Here is a 16,846-nt window from a genome sequence, read left to right as displayed (position 1 = left end):
TGGCGGACATGAACATTGCCGGCGGGATCCGCGAGTTCGCGATCAGCACACCGGGCGCCACGGCGGTGGTCGACGGTGACAGGCGGCTGACCTTCGCCGAGCTCGACGACCGCAGCAACCGGGTCGCGGGCCTGCTGGTGGACGCCGGGCTCAAGCCGGGCGACCGCGTCGCCGTCCTGTGCGGCAACCGGATGGAATACGTGGAGATCGCCGCCGCCGCCGGCAAGGCGGGCGTCGCCATGGTGCCGCTCAACCCCCGCGGCACCGCCCAGGAGCACGCCTCCCTGATCTCCCGCTCCGGCGCCCAGGGCCTGATCGCCGACGACGCCTTCGAGGCCAGCGTGCCCGAGGTGGCCGAGATCCTGCCGCTCGCCCTGTCCCTCGGCAAGCAGGACTGGGGGCGCCCGTACGAGCAGGCCCTGGCGGGCGCGCGCTCGGCCGACCCGATGGTCCGGGTCAGCGAGACCTCCCCGTTCTGCGTGCAGTACACCTCCGGCACGACCGGCCTGCCCAAAGGCGCGCTGCTCACCCACCGCTCCCGGGTTCTCACCATGCTCGGCTGCGCCGTCGACTTCGGCGTCGGGCCGGGCAAGCGCACCGCGGCGGTCGCGCCGATGGCGCTCGGCGCCGGGTTCGCCTTCGCCTACGCGGGCCCGTTCATGGGCGGGCAGACGTCCATGCTGCGCCGCTGGGACCCCGAGGAGCTGCTGTTCCTGATCGAGCGCGACCGGCTGCAGACCATCTTCCTGGTGCCCACCCACGCGCTGACGCTGCGCCAGGTGATGGAGGGGTCGTCGCGCAAGTACGACCTGTCCAGCCTGGAGACCCTCTACTTCAACGCCGCCGCCCTGCCGGTGCCGCTGAAGGAATGGGTCGTCGAGACGTTCCCGGGCGTCGGGGTGCACGAGCTCTACGGGTCGACCGAGGCCGGCATCGTGTCCAACCTGCGCCCCGCCGACGCGCTGCGCAAGGCCGGGACCGTGGGGCATCCCTGGTTCATGACCGAGGTCAAGCTGCTCGACGAGGACGGCCGGGAGGTGCCCGCCGGCGAGCCGGGCGAGCTGTTCGGCCGCTCGCCGTACAACATGATCGGCTATCTCGACGACCCCGAGGCCACCGCCGAGGCCATCCGGCCCGACGGCTTCCTCACCTCGGGCGACGTGGCCGTGCGCGACGAGGAGGGGTTCATCCGCCTCGTCGACCGCAAGAAGGACATGATCATCTCCGGCGCGGCGAACATCTACCCCCGCGAGGTCGAGAACATCCTCCAGACCTGCGAGGAGGTCGCCGAGGCCGCCGTGGTCGGGCTGCCCGACGAGACCTGGGGCGAGCGCGTCGCGGCGTTCGTCGTGCCCCGCGAGGGCCACGACGTGGACTTCGACGCCCTCGACGCGACCGTGCGCGAGCACCTGGCCGCCTACAAGGCGCCGAAGGTGTGGCAGACCGTCGACGAGTTGCCGAAGAACGCCAACGGCAAGGTGCTCAAGCGGGTCCTGCGCGACACGTACAAGAGCTGACCTGACGACACCACCCCCAAGCCGGGAGGAACACCCATGACGACCGATCTGCCCGGCTCGCCGCGGCCGGTGCTGCCCGTGGCGTTCGCGAAGGGCGCCCGCCTGCGCACCCCCGGGAGGACTCTCACGGAGGGCGACTTCTCCGCGATCATCAACGTCACGTGGGAGAACGGCCCGCTGCACACCGACGGCCAGTACATGGCCGCCACCTCCTTCGGCCGCCGGATCCTCGGCGGCCCCTGCCTGGTCGCGATCACCGCCGGGCTCACCTCCAACACGATGTACGCGAGCTGGGCCGCCGCCGGAGTCGACTGCCACGCGGCGCTCGGCCTCGACGAGGTCCGCTACCTCGCCCCGGTCTACGTGGGCGACACGATCACCGTCGACATCGAGGTGACCCGGTTCGAGCCGACGCCCGGCGGCTCGGCCCTGTTCGGCGAGGTCCAGGACATGCTGCGCAACCAGGACGGCACGGCGGTGCTGCGGATGCGCCGCGGCTACCTGCTCAAGCCCATCGAGGAGCCCGCGTGACCGTCCCCGTCGAGCGGTTGCCCTTCGCCACGCTCCAGGTGAGCCGCGAGGACCGGGTCCTGCTCGTGGTGATGGACCGGCCCGAGGTGCTCAACGCCTACGACGGGCGGATGGTGGCCGAGCTGCGCACGGTCTGGCGGGCCTTCCGCGACGACGACGGCCTGCGGGTCGCCGTGCTGACGGCCGCCGGTGACCGCGGCTTCTCCACCGGCCTGGACGTCGACGACACGCTCGCCACCGGCGTGGCCAGCCCCTCACTCGACGAGGACGGCCGGGTCGCGATCACCCACCGGGACCTCGGGGTGAACAAGCCCGTCGTGGTGGCCGTCAACGGCTTCTGCTGCGCCGGCGGCTGGCACTTCGTCAACGACGCCGACATCGTGCTCTGCTCCGACAACGCCACCTTCTTCGACACCCACGTCGACGTCGGGCTGGCCAACCCGGTCGAGGCGGTCGGGCTGCTCAGCCGCCTGCCGCTGACCGAGGTGCTGCGCATGGTCGTGAGCGGGCGCTCCTACCGGCTCGGCGCCGAACGGGCCCGCGAGCTCGGCCTGGTCACCGAGGTGCTGCCGCGGGCGGAGCTGACCGGCCGCGCCATGGAGATCGCGCACACCGTGGCCCGGCATCCGTCACACCTGCTGGCGAGCAGCCTGGAGACCATCTGGACCGCGGTCGACGACCAGCGCGCCCGGGCCGAGGCGCTCGGCCTGGCCCTGCTCGCCCGCGTCTCCACCGACGCCGGGCGGCGCGGGACGCTGCTCTCCTTCCGCGAGCCCGCTCCCGGCTCGTCCCCGTCCTGAAGGAGGCCCGTCTTGGACATCGGAATCTTCGGCCACGTCGAGAGCATCGACCAGATCACCGCCGACCTGCGATCGGCCGCCGCCGACGGCGTCGACAGCTACTGGATCACCCAGGCGTTCGGCACCGACACGCTCAACGTGATCGGCGCGGTCGCCCGCGACCTGCCCGGCCTGCGCGTCGGCACCGCCGTGGTGCCCGTCCACCCCCGGCACCCGATGGCGCTCGCCCAGCAGGCGCTGACGACCAACCTGCTCGTCGGCGGGCGGCTGACCCTGGGCATCGGCCCGTCGCACCCGTCCGTGGTGGAGCCGTGCTGGGGCCTGTCGTACGAGCGTCCCGCCCGCTACATGCGCGAGTACCTGCAGGCGCTGACCGGCGCGCTGACCCAGAAGGTGCGGTTCAAGGGCGAGGTGCTGACGGCCCGCGGCGACCTGGACATCCCGGGCGCCCCGGTGCCCCGGGTGCTGGTGGCCGCGCTCGGCCCCAGGATGCTGGAGATCACCGGCTCGCTGGCCGACGGCACCGTGACCTGGATGGTCGGCCCGCGCACGCTCAAGGAGCTGACCATCCCGGCCATCCGGGAGGCCGCGGCGGCCGCCGGCCGGCCGGAGCCCGAGATCGTCGTGCCGCTGCCGGTCTGTGTCACCGGCGACCCCGCCGCCGCCCGGGCGCGGGCGGAGGAGAACCTGCGGTGGTACGGCACGCTGCCGTCCTACCGGTCCATGCTGGACCGGGAGGGCTACGAGACGCCCGGTCAGATGGCCGTCATCGGCGACGCCGACAGTGTGGCCGCCGAGATCGAGAGCCTGGCCGGGCTGGGGGTGACCACGTTCGCCGCGCACATCTTCGGCGACGACGAGGAGCGGGCGGCGACCCGCGAGCTCGTCGCCAGGCTGGCCGCCGTCCGCCGGTAGCCCGCGGACGCGGACCGGGCCCTCTCGGGGGCGGCCCGTTCACACTGTCACTCAGCCTCGGCCGGCTCCGGGTCCCAGGCGCGCAGCACCTCGTCCATCGAGTTCACCCAGCCGAAGGTGAAGCCGATGGTGGTGAGCGCGTGCTCGTGCCGGGCCTGGTCGAACTCGGCGGTCGCGTCGCGGACCACGTGCACGTAGTAGTCGCGCTGGCCGGCGTCCCTGGCCGTGGTCTCGACGCAGATGTTCGTCGTCACGCCGGCGATGACCAGGGACCGGATGCCGAGCGAGGTGAGGATCGGCTCCAGGCGGGTGCCGTAGAACGAGCTCGGCCGCGCCTTGTCGATGACGATGTCACCGGGGGCCGGGGCCAGCTCGTCGATGATCTCCGCGTCCCAGGAGCCCGCGGCCAGCGAGTTGACCTCCTTCATGGCCGGCACCAGCACCGTGGGGAGCAGGCCGGCGTCGGTGTAGTCGGGGTGGTAGACGTAGCGGGTGTAGATGACCGGCACGCCGGCCCGGTGGGCGGCCTCGATCAGCGTCCCGCAGCCCGCGATCGCCGGGCGCAGTTCCCCGTACGGCATGCCGATCGCGGCCATCGAGCCCTTGGCCTCGATGAAGCCGTTCTGCATGTCGATGACCAGCAGTGCCGTGTTCTCGCGAGTGATGTCCACCAGGTCTCCTAGCTGTGGGTCGGTGTCAGTAGCTTCGCGGCAGGCCCATGGACTCGCCGAGGATGTTGCGGATCATCTCGTTGCTCACCGGGCTGAACAGCTGGAGCCGCGCGTCCCGGAAGTACATCTGCATCGCCGACTCCTCGGCCAGGCCGGACGCCGCCATGGCCCGCATGCCGCGATCGACGATCCGCGCGGTCGACTCGGCGGCGACGAGCTTGGCCATGGCCGACATCGCCAGCGACGGCTCGCCGTCCTCGATGGACCGGATCGCCGTGTTGACCAGCGCCCGCGAGGCGGTCAGGTCGGCGATGGAGTCGGCGGCGGCGTGCTGCAGCGACTGGAACCCGCCGATCGGCCGCCCGAACGCCTCCCGCTCCCTCAGGTGCGACACGTGCAGATCCAGGGCCGCCCGCCCGATGCCCAGGCTCAGCCCGGCCGCGAGCACGCGCTCCACGTCCAGCGTCTTGCCCAGGATCGACATGGCCCGCCCGCGTACGCCGACGAGGTTGTCCAGCGGCGCCACCGCGTCGTCGAGGAAGATCTCGCAGGTCCCGGCGGCCCGCATGCCCGCCAGGTGGACCCGGCGGACCGTGACCCCTTCCTGGTCGAGCGGGACCGCGATCACGCTGAGCCCCCGGGACTTCCGGCCCTCCTCGGGCGGGTCCGTACGGCACAGCACGAACGCGATCTCGGCCTCGTGGGCGAGCGAGATCCACAGCTTCTGACCCCTGACGACCCACCGGTCGCCCTCCACCCGGGCGGAGGTGCGCAAGCTCAGCAGGTCGGTGCCGACGTCGGGCTCGCTCAGCCCGAACGCGCACACCTTCTCACCGGAGGCGATCGCGGGCATCCAGCCGGCCGCCGGCAAGCCGGCCCCGTCGCCCAGCATCCGCATCGCCATGCCACAGACCACGTAGTCGACGGCGAGGCTGGGCAGCACGCGGGCGATCTCCTCCACGACGGCCACGGCGTCGCCGACGGTGCCGCCGGAGCCGCCCGACCGCTCGTCGCCGCCCAGGCCGAGCAGCCCCGCCCGCCCGAGCGCCTCCCACGCCGCCGAGGCGAACGCCCCCTCACGATCCATCTCCAGCGCGCGTTCGGCGGGCAGATGCCCGCCGAGCAGCGATTCCACGAGCTCGCGCAGGTCTCCGCGTTCGGGCGACTCCTGGAATGGCCTCGTGTTGAGCACGTCCCCTCCTCTTTCAGCAAAAATCTGATGTATGCGCTACAGAATGTCAAGAGATGCCACTGGCAGATACTGCCCTGATGAGATGCTTCCATCCGGGCGATTCCGGCCCATTGACAGCCACGCCTCGAACGAGGATATCGTTACGTCTGACATATGTGCTCGACGTCTTGACGCAGAGAGGGGTGGCAGGTGGCAGGCGAGGTGACGATCGTCGACGGCCCGGCTCTTCCATGGGTGAACGGCCAGGCGGTCTACGACTCGATGGAGCCGGCCTTCCGGGACAACCTCGGAGACCCGGATCGGGTCCTGGACCTCTTTTCCCGCTACTGGATGCGGTCGCTCTGGCTCGATCCGGCCAGCTCCCGCCGCATCGACCACATCCGTACGGAACCGGGCTACCGCGACCTGTGCGAGGCGTACCACGACAGCGTGGAGGAGGCCCTGTTCCTCGGCGGCGACGCCACCCTCAGCGCCGAGGGAGACTTCCAGGCGGGCGACTACTTCTGGCGCCCGCCCGGCTGGGTGCACGCGGCCGTGTCCGACCAGGGCTTCGAGTGCCTCCTGATGATGGAGGGCGAGGCGGCCGCCGAAGGCAGCGGTCGCGTGTCCCGGGTGGTCTGCCCCGACGAGGAGGCGGGCCACAATCCCCTCTCGGGCATGGCTGACCCGATCGGGCCGCGCGGCTACGTCCGCAGGGCGGAGGGCCGCTTCATGGTGTGGCGCGACCACGACGACGCGGTGACCCGGCTCACCGCCGCCGGCGGCGCGCCCCTGAAGTCCAAGACGCTGAGCGGCAACGCCGGCACCGGCAGCGCCTCCGTGCTCGTCCAACTGCCGCCCGGCTGGGCCGCCCCGGTCCCCGCCACCGACCGCGAGCGGTTCCTCATCCTGACGGAGGGCTCGATCACCGCCGGCGACGCGACGCTGGAGCCCTGCTCCCTCGTGCGCATCCCGGCCGGCGCTCCGGGTCCCGCGATCGGCAGCGCCGACGGCGCCGTCCTCCTCGTCAAGGTGGGTTCGCCGCGATGAGGACGACCGGCGGATACGCCGAGACCGAGTGGGGGCAGGTCCACTACCGGCGCAACGGCGACTCCGGGCCGTGGATCGGCCTGTTCCACGAGTCGCCGCTGTCCTCCCGCGTCTACGAGGACGTGCTCCCGCTGCTCGGGCGGCACGCGCGCGCCATCGCCTTCGACACGCCCGGCTACGGCGCGTCGGACCCGCCGCCGAGCCGCCACACCGAGATCCCCGACTACGCCCGCGTGCTGGCCCAGGCCGCGAGCCGGATCGGGATGGAGCGCCCCGTGCTCGGCGGCGTGCACACCGGCGCGTCCCTCGCGATCGAGACGGCGGCCGCCCTGCCCGGCGGGGCGGGCGGCCTGGTGCTGAGCGGCGTCCCGCTCTTCAACGTGGCGGAACGCGCCTCCTACCTGTCCCAGTGGACGCCCGAGGTGCCCTTCGACGACCAGGGGACGCAGTTCCGCTGGGGCGTCGAGCGCTACCGCCGCATCTGGGGTGCGGACGTGCCGCCGGAGATGCTCCACCTGGCCGTGGTGGAGCTGATGCGCACCCGCGACCGCTACGACTGGGCCTACCAGGCGGCCTTCCGGCACGACCCGGCCGCCTCGCTCGCGGCCGGGCGAGCGCCGGTGCTCCTGCTCGACGCCGAGTTCGACCTGCTCGCCGACAAGGACGCGCTCGCCCTGGAGCTGGCACGGGACGCCCGCCTCGTCAGCCTGGCGGGCCTGCCCGGCCAGCCGCACCTGCGCGCGCCCGACCGGTACGCCGCCGAGATCCTGACATTCGTCCGCGAGATCACCTCCGAGGAAAGGGAGCCGCGTCCATGACCACCGTCGAGGCGCACGTGACAGGCACGGTCATGAAGATCACCCTCAACGGCCCGGAACGGCTGAACAGCCTGTCCCCCGACGTCATCGCCGGCCTGAACGCCGCCCTCGACGCCGCCGAGCGGGACGACACGCTCAGGTCCATCGTGATCACCGGCGTCGGCAAGGCCTTCTGCGTCGGCATGGACATCGGCTTCCTCGGAGACTGCTTCGGGGACCCGGCCGGCGTGTTCGTGCCGTTCATCCGCGGCTACCACGAGTTCCTCGACCGGCTGGAGGCGTTCCCCCTGCCCTCGGTCGCGGCCGTGAACGGCCTGGCCCGCGCGGGCGGCTTCGAGCTGCTGCTGGCCTGCGACTTCGTGGTCGCCGCCGACGAGGCGCGGGTCGGCGACACGCACAGCGACTTCGGCATCATCCCCGGCGCCGGCGCCTCCCAGCGCGCCCCGCACAAGGTGGGCGACCAGCGGGCCCGCGCGCTGCTGCTCGCCGGCCGCTGGCTGACCGGCCCGGAGATGGCCGACTGGGGGCTCGCCCTGTCCAGCGTGCCCCTGGCCGAGCTGGACGACGAGGTCGCCCGCCTCACCTGCTCGCTGGGCGGCCGGTCCCGCACGGTCACCGCGACCATCAAGCGGCTCCTCAACGCGGCTCCGGACCTGTCGCTGGCCGAGGGCCTGCGCCTGGAGCGCGAGCTGTTCACCCGGTTCCACGAGGAGGTGGCCGACGCCGACGAGGGTTACCGGGCCTACGTGGAGAAGCGCGAGCCGGTCTGGGGGAACACCTGATGGGCGAGACGTTCAGCACGCCGTCCGTCGAGGTGACCCAGCCCCTCATCGACGGGCTCGTCGGCCTCGGCGGCTACACCCATCCCCTGTTCAACCCGGCCACGAACGAGCTGGCCGAGGGCGTCCGCGCCCCGATGCCCGGCCAGGGCGTGCTGCTCCTGGCGGGCGGGCTGGTCGAGCAGTCGGGCCTGCTGGACGACGCGATCGCCCTGGTCGAGCTGCGCGAGGTGCGCTTCCTGAAGATGCTCAAGGCGGGCACGACTCTGCGCGTCGACCTGACGCCCGGCACGTCCAGCCGGACCGGCAGTGGGAAGATCCTCCAGCACTACCGGTGGTCGGCGGTCGACGGCTACGGCGACCAGATCCTCGAGGCCACCGCCGTCATGCTGATGCGTCCCGCTCGCCCCTGACCTTCGGATCGCTACACAGGAGGCTCCGATGACCGCGGACGGCCTCTACGCACCCGCTTGCCACCGGTCTCAGGCGTGAGCTCGTTCCGCCGGTGGCGGCTCCGCGGCTTCCAGGTGCGGAAGGAGCAGCCGCAACACGGCGGCCGCGTCTTCGAGCATCGGCAGGTGGCCGACGTCGCTCAGCAGATGGTGGCGCCCGCCGACGTTCTCGGCCATCCGCCTGCCCATGCGCGGCGTGCAGGTCGTGTCGAACTCGCCCGTGAGGACGAGCACCGGGCAACGGACATCGGGCACCCGCGCTGTCGCGTCCGCGGTCTGGGCGGCCCGCAGGATACGGCGGACGATCGGCGCGCCGTGCGTGTTGGTAAGCCGGCGAACCGTCGTCACGAGCGAGGCGGGGGAACCGGGAGCCACCGCCTCGACGGCCAGGATGGCGAACAGGTCCTCGACCGTGCCGGAGGCGAGCATCTCCGTGACGTCAGAGCCCTGGGCGCCGGCCGGGTCGAGCTCGCCGGCCGTGTCCGGCTCGCCACCGATGGAGCTGCCCATCGCCGTCACCGACAGGACCTTCGACGGCAACTCGCCCGCCAGGCACAGCGCGATGGTGCCGCCGAGCGAGCCGCCGACGAGGTGGAATCGGTCCAGACCCAGCGAGCCGGCAACCTCGGCGCAGTCGGACGCCCAGCCCTCGAGAGTGAACTCCTCGTCGTCGCCCGACTCTCCGTGGCCCGCGAGGTCCACCGCGACGCAGAGCCGGTCACGGGCGAGGGACGGCACGATGCCGAGCCAGCTCTCCTTCCGCATGTTGATCGGATGCACCAGGAAGACCGGCGCCCCGCCGTCCACGGCATCGGGACCGATGGCCGCGAAGGCGATGTCGTTCCCCCGGCGCGTGCGGACGGTCCCATAGCGAAGCATCGTCGCGGCGCCTAACTCGCGGTGTATTCGGAGTAGTCGGTCCGCGCTCCGGTGCTGTACGGCGTGTTGCCGAGACCGCGCACCGCGGCGGAGTCCTTCTCCGTCTTGGCCGCGGGCGCCTCGTCGTCGGCGGGGCGCGTCGAGCAGTGGAAGTGCCACATCCTCCACTCCGCCCGGCCTTCGCCGTCGTCACGCTTGTAGATCTCGGTCGAGCGGTAGTTGAAGACCACCGGGATCTCCTCGGGGAGCGGGTTCCCCTCGTCGTCCCTGACCACCCATGACGGGTAGACGCCTTCGGAGACCACGTATCCCATGTCGCCGGCCACATCGACTCTGACCACGTAGTCCTCGCAGAGCCCCCACCGGTCGGTCCTGGCGTAGAAGGACCACAGGTTCGCCAGGTCGTCGACCCCGAAGTACGGGTGGTCGTTGAGGTTGAACATCAGGAAGTTCTCGTCGCCGACGGGGAACACCGTCCTCATCAGCGGGATGTTGATGTTGAAGTTCGAGTAGTACCAATCGCGGTGGAGCCGGAGAATCTGTTCCTCGTCGGATGCCTGGTTCGTCATCGGGAACCCTTCTGTTCGAGCCGGTGTCATCGGCGGCATCGCCGTCCCGAGCCGATGGAATGTAATCAGATTACATACGGTTCCGGGCCGGGGCCAGCCCCCGGCCCCAGAAAGGTCCGACACAGTCTTGACGTGGCCACGGAGACGTGCGAAGTTTCGACGTAATCTGATTACAACCTCTCCCCGGGAGGCACACGTATGAACGTCAGCGGGTTCGTCACCAGTGGCTATGAGCCGATCCGCGACATCTTCGCCCGTCTGTTCGACGAGGGCCGGGAAAGCGGGGCAGCCCTGTCGGTGTGGCACGGGGGCAAGGAGGTGGTCGGGCTTGCCGGGGGATGGCTCGACACCGCGCGAACCCTCCCTTGGAGCAGTGACACGCTGGTCCACACCTATTCGACGTCGAAGCCGTTCGCCGCTCTGGCCGCCCTGACGGCCGTGGCCGACGGGGCGCCCGGCCTGGACGAGCCAGTCGGGAAATACTGGAAGGAGTACGCCTGCCACGGCAAGGACGACACGACGTTGCGCCAGATCCTCACCCATCGGGCGGGGCTTCCGGCGTTCCCGTCCTCGGCCGGGTCGCTCGACCTCCTGGACGACGAGGGACTTCGGCGGTCCCTGGCGTCGTCCCCACCGGAGTCCGAGCCGGGGTCCACGCTCGCCGAGCACGCCGTGACCTACGGCCATCTGATCGACGGCGTGCTCCGGGCCGGCACCGGCCGCTCACTGGGGCAGGTGTATGCCGAGGTCGTCCGGCCGGCGCTGGGCATCGACGCCTGGTTCGGCGTGCCGGAGGCCGACCTGGGCCGGGTGGCCGAGCTCGAGTACGCGCTCCCGGGCGGCGCGGAGCAGTTCGTGGCCGAGGTCTGCCCGACGTACGACCGGGTGCTGGCCGTTCCGGCCGGCCTGCTGGACCCGGCCCGGCTCAACACCACGGAATGGCGCCAGGCCGTCTTCGGCGCGATCAACCTGCACGCGTCCGCCACCGCCCTCGCCGGCTTCTACGCGAGCCTGACCAGCCCGGACGGGCCGGTGCGCCGACTGCTCGGGCAGGAGCTCCATGCCGAGTACCTCAAGACCCAGGTGTGCGACCACGACGAGATCGTCGGCAAGAGGGTCAACTGGACGCCGGGATTCCTGCGCACCGACTCGTTCATCGGCCTGGGCGGGCTCGGCGGGTCCGCCGCCTGGTGGTCGTTCCGGCACGACCACGCGGTCGCCTACGTGACCCGCCGGTTGCACGATCACGCGCGGGTCGCCGAGATAGCGTTCGCGCTGGACGACGACATCAACATGGAGGTCACCGGCGAGTAGCCGGCGACCTCCGGGACCGGGCTCCGATGCGACCTGTTCAGGTCGCGCTGGAGCTCGGGCTCCTTTCGCCGTATCTCTCCCGCAGAAGTGACTTGAACTCCGTGAGCGCCTGTTCCACGTGCCGCGCGTCCGCCGTGATCAGCAGGTCGACGGTCAGTCCTCGAAGGGTCGCCAGCACCAGCCGGGCGATCGAACGGGCTTCCGCGTCAGATCGCGTGTTGTCCTGCAGACTCCGGTAGAAGTACGACGCCCACAGGTCGACCGCGGTGCTGGAGAACTCCTTGAACTTGTCGGGTTCCTCGAAGCTCCTCGACGTCAGGTGGAAGAAGAACTGCATGTCCGTCAGGTTGGCTCGATAGTGGTTCCACCACAGGTCGATGGCCTCGCCGATGGTGCCGACGGGCCGGCTCTCCAGGGCCGCGACGATGTCGTCGCGGAGCGCGTAGACGATGCGGCCCAGCAGCTCGTCCTTGCTGCCGAAGTAGTAGACGAGCATCCGGCTGCTCGTCCCCAGCTGGGGAGCCAGGGTGTCGAGCGAGAATCCGGCGAGGCCGGTCCTTCGTACGATCTCGATGATCCGGCCGAGCAAGTCGTCTGCCTTGTTGACAGGCTCCTTGGGCATCTTCGAATCCGGTGTCATGCCCACCTATTCGTCTCCGACGCGATGTTCAGTCGTCTGATGGCCAGTTCCGCGAGTAGGTTAGCGATCTCGGGCACCACGGAGTCGTCGAATCGCGCCTCCGACGAGTGATTGGTCGGGAGCTGGTGCGGGGTCCCGTCGACCGCCGCGCCCACCAGGACGAACGCCCCTCCGGTCTCTTCGAGGAAGAGGGAGAAGTCCTCCGAGATCATCTCGGGCACGGTCAGCTCCTTGTAGCGCCCGGCGCCGTACAGGTCACCGACGGTCTGCCGGACGAGCTCGACCCCCTCCTTGTCGCTGACCGTGGGGCCGAGGTCGGGACCCACCTCGCTCGTCATCCGCAGTCCGTAGGCCTCCGCGATCGCGGCGCCGAGCCCGGCGATCTTCCGGTACGCGTCGCGCGCGGTCTGCGAACTGGTGGCCCGCAGACTCACCTTGAGCAGCGCGGTGTTGGGAATGACGTTGGCGGCCGTCCCCGCGCGAAGCGACCCGACCGTGATGACGATGGGATCGGCCGGCGAGCTGTTCTGGGCGACGAAGGTCTGGATGCCCTGCACGATCAGCGCGGCCGTCGAGATGGGATCCAGAGCGGTGTGCGGCCGGGCGGCATGCCCGCCGCGCCCCAGGACCTTGAGCTCGAAGTTGATCGTGGCGCCCATCACCGCCCCCTCTCGACAGTAGAACATGCCGGCCTCGGCGAACGACAGCACGTGCACGCCGAAGGACGCGAGGGGTTTGCGCCCCGTAGTGAGCAGCACCTTCTCGGCGATCATGAGCTCGGCTCCCCCGGCTCCCTCCTCTCCGGGCTGGAAGATGGCGAGCACGTCGCCCTCGAACTCCTCGCGGCGCCGGGTCAGCTCGTGGACCGCCCCGACGAGCGCGGCCATGTGCAGGTCGTGGCCGCAGGCGTGCATGTTCCCGTTCGACGAGGAGAAGCCCACTCCGGACTCCTCGGTCACCGGCAGGCCGTCCATGTCCGCGCGCAGGAGCACCGTGGGACCCGGTCCGGCTCCGGGCACGACGACCGCGAGCGACGAGGACGAAGTGCTGGTCTCCACGCGCAGCCCGAGGGACGAGATGGCCTCCAAGAGCGTCTCCCGGGTCTCGGGAAGGTGCAGGGCCAGCTCGGGATGCCGGTGCAACCGCCGGCGGAGGGCAATGAGGTCGATCACGTGTTGTTCGCTGCTTTCTCGGTGGTTAGGCCCGCGCTGTGCAGGCGACTAGGTGCTGGGGACCGACGGGGTGCAGCCCCGCGCCGTGCTCGTCGCACGGCGCGCCGCCGGCGGGGCAGGGGTCTTCCCACGACGTCCCGTCCCGGCTGCGGGCCATGTGGGCGGTGGCGTCCCACGGGACGCGCGGATCGGCGACCGGCACGGCGGCGATCAGGGCACGGGTGTAGGGATGCCGGGCGTGCTCCAGAATCGTGGCGGCGGGTCCGCTCTCCACGATCAGCCCCCGGTACATGACCGCGATCCGCGTCGCCAGCCGGCGCACGCTGGAGATGTCGTGGGTGATCATCAGGTAGCCGACGCCGGTGCTCCGCTGCAGTTCGGACAGCAGGGTGAGGATCCGGGCCCGGACCGTCTGGTCCAGGCTGGCGGTCGGTTCGTCGAGGATGACGATCTCCGGATTCGAGACGAGCGCGCGGGCGATGGCGACGCGCTGCGCCTGACCACCCGACACCTCCCGGGGATAGCGGTCGAGGACGGACGGATCCAGGCCGACCCGCGTGATCATCTCCGCGGCGAGGCGGTCCGCCTCGCCGCGCGGGAGACCGCCACGGGTCAGCGGCTCCCGCACCGCTCTCCGGATCCTCCACAGCGGGTCCAGCGACTGCACCGGATGCTGGAAGACCATCTGCACCCGCCGACCGCCGCGGGAGTCGCCCGGTGGCGGGTCGAGGCCCGCCGCGGTCCGCCAGGACAGTGTCCCCGACGTCGCCTTCCGCAGTCCCGCGGCGACCTTGGCGATCGTCGTCTTGCCGCTCCCGGACTCGCCGACGACCGCGAGCGTCTCCCCCTTGCGGACGTGGAGGCTCACGCCACGGACCGCGCGGGTCTCGACGCCGCGGCGGCGGTAGACGACCGTGACGTTATCCAGTGCGAGTTCCATCGCCGACCTTCCGAGGTTGTTCCGCGGCCGAAGCCAGCAGTTCTTTGGTGTAGGAGTCGCCGGGGGCGTGGAAAATGTCATCCACGTCCGCGAACTCGCGGACCTCCCCCTGGTACATCACCGCGACCCGGCGGCACATCTGCGCGATCACCCCCATGTCGTGCGAGACGAAGAGCACTCCGATCTCCCGGGTCGCGACCGTGGAGCGGATCAGCTCCAGGATCTGCGCCTGCACCGTGACGTCGAGGCCCGTCGTTGGCTCGTCCGCGATCAGGAGGCTCGGCTCGGCGGCGATCGCCATGGCGATCACGACCCGTTGGTTCATGCCGCCGGACAGCTGGTGCGGGTGGCGGCCCATGACCGCTCGCGGTTCGCCGATCCCCACCGACTCCAGGAGCTCCTCCGCTCGGCCGCGCCCCTTCTTGCCCAGGAAGGCGAGCAGGCGGTCCAGCTGGGCGCCGATCCTCATCGTCGGATTCAGCGCGGCCGTCGGGTTCTGGAAGATCATCGTGGCGTTCGGCCGTCGCAGCACCCGCCCGTCGCGCAGGAACGGCATGCCCGCCAGGCTCGCCTCCCCGCTTACGACGGAGACGCCCTCGGGCAGCAGGCCGAGCAGCGACAGCGCGGTCATCGTCTTACCGGAGCCGGATTCGCCGACGATGCCCACGACCTCGCCGGGGGCGACCTCGATGGCGAAGTCGCGCACCAGGGAGTGCCCGCCCCGCGTGTCGACGGCCAGCCCTTCCACGTTCAGCAGGGTCATCGCAGCCTCCTGTCGAGCCAGTCGCCGATGATCTGGAAGGAGGCGGCCGAGAGCAGGATCATCAGGCCGGGGAAGAACGAGGGCCACCACGCCCCGAGCAGGTTGTCGCCGACACCTTCGGCGATCATCGCGCCCCATTCCGGCGTCGGCGGCTGCACCCCCACGCCGAGGAACGACAGCGCGGCGAAGTCGAGGATCGCCAGGGACGCGACGAGGGTGGATTGTACGAAGGGGTATTTGATCGCGTTCGGGAGCACGTGCTGGAACGCGACCTGCAGGGTCGACGCGCCGCTGAGCCGGGCGGCCGCGATGTAGTCCGCCGATCTGACCTCCAGCGCCTTGGCTCGGGCCAGTCTGACCAGCAGCGGGATGAAGGCGATGATGACGGCGACCGCCGCGAACCAGGTGTTCTTGCCGAGCGAGGCGGTGATGATCAGCGCGAGCACGACGCCGGGGAGCGCCAGGAGGATGTCGGTCATCCGCATGATCACCGCATCCACCATGCCACCGAAGGTCGCGCTCAGCGCCCCGACCGTCGATCCGATCACGAGGACCGACAGCGCCACGGCGACGCCGAGGGAGATGTCGATGCGGACCGCGGCCAGGCTGCGCAGCAGGATGTCCCGTCCGTAGCGGTCCGTGCCGAAGGGGTGGCTCCACGACGGAGGCAGGAGCCCCTCGTTGTCCTGGGCCACGTCGCCGTCGCCGAAGATCAGGGGCACGACGGCGCCCAGCGCGATGATGAGGCCGAGGGTGACGAAGGCGACGTACGCCATCGGGTCGCCGAGCTTCATCCGCCCGGCGAGATTGCCCCGGAGGGCTACGGGAGAGCCGATCACCGTCATGTTTCCTCCGCGATCGCCACGCGGGGATCGGCCCAGCGGTAGGCGAACTCGAGAAGCGTGTTGATGAGGACGTAGGCCACGCCGATGAAGATCACGTATCCGCGGAGCGCGAACAGGTCGTTCTCCTGCAGCGACCGGTAGGCGTACCCGCCGATGCCGGGCCAGGCGAAGAGCTGCTCGATGAGCACGTTGCCACCCGCCAGCACGAACCCGGCCACGAGACCGACGTTGGTGATGACGGGCAGCAACGCGTTGCGCAGGCCGTCGCGGAAGAGGATCGAGCCGGTCGGATAGCCGAAGGACCGCGATGTCCTGGCATAGTCCGACTCCAGCGCGCGGATCGTCGACGACCGCACGATCTTGACGATGGACGGCGCGGCGAGCGTTCCCAGGAGCAGAGCGGGGAGCAGCAGGGTGCGCAGCGCCGCGCCCGCCGTGGCCGGGTCGCCCGCCAGCAGGGCGTCCACCACGTAGAACCCGGTGACGTGGGACGGAGGCGGATAGCCCCGTGGCAGGCGGCCGATCGGGCTGGTGAAGACGCCCCACTGGTTGACGAACAGGGAGATCGCCACCAGGGCCACCCAGAACACCGCCGTGGCCGAGGCGAGGATGACGAAGACCTGAATGATCTTGTCTCCGGCGCGGTGGCGGCACACGGCCGCCGTCACACCGAGGACGACGCCCAGGACGATCGCGATCAGGAGGGAGAGCAGGCCCAGTTCGAGCGTGGCCGGGAGGCGCTCCAGCAGCTCGTCCCGCACCGGCTGGTCGGTGCGGATCGACGTGCCGAGGTCGAACCGGACGAAGTCGGCCAGGTAGCCGCCGAACTGCGCCAGGACGGGCTGGTCAAGTCCGTACCTCGCGCGGATCTGCTCGACCTGCTCCTCGGACGCGTACTGGCCTGCCGCGATACGCGCGGGGTCGCCGGGGAGCAACTGCGTGATGAAGAAGATCAGCACGGCCACGCCGGCGATGCTGATGGCGGCGACCCCGAGCCGTCTGCGGATCGAGCCGAGCATG

19 protein-coding genes are annotated in these 16,846 nt (G+C 70.8%); 9 read left to right on the top strand and 10 right to left on the bottom strand.

The window, feature by feature from the left end:
- Nucleotides 1-8 precede the first annotated feature (8 nt).
- The 4 genes from AB0C16_RS30510 to AB0C16_RS30495 are packed head-to-tail and all read left to right on the top strand — an operon-like array spanning nt 9 to nt 3,763.
- Nucleotides 9-1,517 (top strand): AMP-binding protein, encoded by a 1,509-nt coding sequence (locus AB0C16_RS30510; RefSeq protein ID WP_357687825.1) that lies wholly within the window; start codon nt 9-11, stop codon nt 1,515-1,517.
- 36 nt (nt 1,518-1,553) lie between these two features.
- Entirely contained in the window at nt 1,554-2,048 is a 495-nt protein-coding gene (locus tag AB0C16_RS30505) for a MaoC/PaaZ C-terminal domain-containing protein (RefSeq protein WP_357687822.1), read from the top strand.
- A complete protein-coding gene (locus AB0C16_RS30500; protein ID WP_357687820.1) occupies nt 2,045-2,848 on the top strand; it encodes an enoyl-CoA hydratase/isomerase family protein in 804 nt (267 codons plus the stop codon). Before AB0C16_RS30505 ends, AB0C16_RS30500 begins: the two co-directional genes overlap by 4 nt.
- Nucleotides 2,849-2,860: 12 nt before the next feature.
- On the top strand, nt 2,861-3,763 hold the full coding sequence (locus tag AB0C16_RS30495) for a TIGR03564 family F420-dependent LLM class oxidoreductase (protein WP_357687818.1): 903 nt from the start codon (nt 2,861-2,863) through the stop codon (nt 3,761-3,763).
- A gap of 47 nt (nt 3,764-3,810) precedes the next feature.
- On the opposite strand, the gene AB0C16_RS30490 is transcribed toward AB0C16_RS30495, so the two are convergent.
- Together AB0C16_RS30490 and AB0C16_RS30485 are read right to left on the bottom strand one after the other, a co-directional pair.
- On the bottom strand, nt 3,811-4,434 hold the full coding sequence (locus AB0C16_RS30490; protein ID WP_357687815.1) for an isochorismatase family cysteine hydrolase: 624 nt from the start codon (nt 4,432-4,434) through the stop codon (nt 3,811-3,813).
- Between the two features lie 25 nt (nt 4,435-4,459).
- Nucleotides 4,460-5,626 carry an acyl-CoA dehydrogenase family protein gene (locus AB0C16_RS30485; protein ID WP_357687813.1) on the bottom strand — a complete coding sequence of 389 codons (1,167 nt, stop codon included), beginning with the start codon at nt 5,624-5,626 and terminating at the stop codon, nt 4,460-4,462.
- A gap of 189 nt (nt 5,627-5,815) precedes the next feature.
- Here AB0C16_RS30485 and AB0C16_RS30480 point away from each other — a divergent pair, with 189 nt between their 5' ends.
- The 4 genes from AB0C16_RS30480 to AB0C16_RS30465 are packed head-to-tail and all read left to right on the top strand — an operon-like array spanning nt 5,816 to nt 8,665.
- Entirely contained in the window at nt 5,816-6,655 is an 840-nt protein-coding gene (locus AB0C16_RS30480) for a hypothetical protein (RefSeq protein WP_357687811.1), read from the top strand.
- Nucleotides 6,652-7,473: an alpha/beta hydrolase gene (locus AB0C16_RS30475; RefSeq protein WP_357687809.1), complete on the top strand. Its 822-nt coding sequence runs from the start codon at nt 6,652-6,654 to the stop codon at nt 7,471-7,473. The genes AB0C16_RS30480 and AB0C16_RS30475 overlap by 4 nt, the downstream gene beginning before the upstream one ends.
- Complete coding sequence (locus AB0C16_RS30470) at nt 7,470-8,255, top strand: enoyl-CoA hydratase/isomerase family protein (protein ID WP_357687808.1); 786 nt, start codon at nt 7,470-7,472, stop codon at nt 8,253-8,255. Before AB0C16_RS30475 ends, AB0C16_RS30470 begins: the two co-directional genes overlap by 4 nt.
- The gene (locus AB0C16_RS30465) at nt 8,255-8,665 is read left to right on the top strand and encodes a hypothetical protein (protein WP_357687806.1); all 411 of its coding nucleotides are present in this window, start codon (nt 8,255-8,257) and stop codon (nt 8,663-8,665) included. Before AB0C16_RS30470 ends, AB0C16_RS30465 begins: the two co-directional genes overlap by 1 nt.
- Nucleotides 8,666-8,734: 69 nt before the next feature.
- Here the strand turns inward: AB0C16_RS30465 and AB0C16_RS30460 are convergent, their stop codons facing one another.
- On the bottom strand, nt 8,735-9,583 hold the full coding sequence (locus tag AB0C16_RS30460) for an alpha/beta hydrolase (protein WP_357687804.1): 849 nt from the start codon (nt 9,581-9,583) through the stop codon (nt 8,735-8,737).
- Between the two features lie 11 nt (nt 9,584-9,594).
- A complete protein-coding gene (locus AB0C16_RS30455; protein WP_357687802.1) occupies nt 9,595-10,152 on the bottom strand; it encodes a hypothetical protein in 558 nt (185 codons plus the stop codon).
- 198 nt (nt 10,153-10,350) lie between these two features.
- Between AB0C16_RS30455 and AB0C16_RS30450 the strand changes: the two genes are divergently transcribed.
- Nucleotides 10,351-11,466, top strand: coding sequence for a serine hydrolase domain-containing protein (locus AB0C16_RS30450; RefSeq protein WP_357687800.1), 1,116 nt, complete (start codon nt 10,351-10,353; stop codon nt 11,464-11,466).
- 37 nt (nt 11,467-11,503) lie between these two features.
- Here the strand turns inward: AB0C16_RS30450 and AB0C16_RS30445 are convergent, their stop codons facing one another.
- The 6 genes from AB0C16_RS30445 to AB0C16_RS30420 are packed head-to-tail and all read right to left on the bottom strand — an operon-like array spanning nt 11,504 to nt 16,845.
- On the bottom strand, nt 11,504-12,088 hold the full coding sequence (locus AB0C16_RS30445; RefSeq protein WP_357687797.1) for a TetR/AcrR family transcriptional regulator: 585 nt from the start codon (nt 12,086-12,088) through the stop codon (nt 11,504-11,506).
- 14 nt (nt 12,089-12,102) lie between these two features.
- Entirely contained in the window at nt 12,103-13,278 is a 1,176-nt protein-coding gene (locus AB0C16_RS30440; RefSeq protein WP_357687795.1) for a M20 family metallopeptidase, read from the bottom strand.
- 25 nt (nt 13,279-13,303) lie between these two features.
- Nucleotides 13,304-14,218, bottom strand: a complete 915-nt coding sequence (locus AB0C16_RS30435; protein ID WP_357687793.1) for an ABC transporter ATP-binding protein — start codon at nt 14,216-14,218, stop codon at nt 13,304-13,306.
- Entirely contained in the window at nt 14,199-14,981 is a 783-nt protein-coding gene (locus AB0C16_RS30430; RefSeq protein ID WP_357687792.1) for an ABC transporter ATP-binding protein, read from the bottom strand. The genes AB0C16_RS30435 and AB0C16_RS30430 overlap by 20 nt, the downstream gene beginning before the upstream one ends.
- Nucleotides 14,978-15,826, bottom strand: coding sequence for an ABC transporter permease (locus AB0C16_RS30425; protein ID WP_357687789.1), 849 nt, complete (start codon nt 15,824-15,826; stop codon nt 14,978-14,980). Before AB0C16_RS30425 ends, AB0C16_RS30430 begins: the two co-directional genes overlap by 4 nt.
- Complete coding sequence (locus tag AB0C16_RS30420; RefSeq protein WP_357687787.1) at nt 15,823-16,845, bottom strand: ABC transporter permease; 1,023 nt, start codon at nt 16,843-16,845, stop codon at nt 15,823-15,825. Before AB0C16_RS30420 ends, AB0C16_RS30425 begins: the two co-directional genes overlap by 4 nt.
- Between the last annotated feature and the right edge of the window lies 1 nt (nt 16,846).

This window comes from Nonomuraea sp. NPDC048916 (assembly GCF_040649575.1).
Classification (GTDB): Bacteria; Actinomycetota; Actinomycetes; order Streptosporangiales; family Streptosporangiaceae; genus Nonomuraea.
This window is presented reverse-complemented; position numbering and strand designations above follow the sequence as displayed.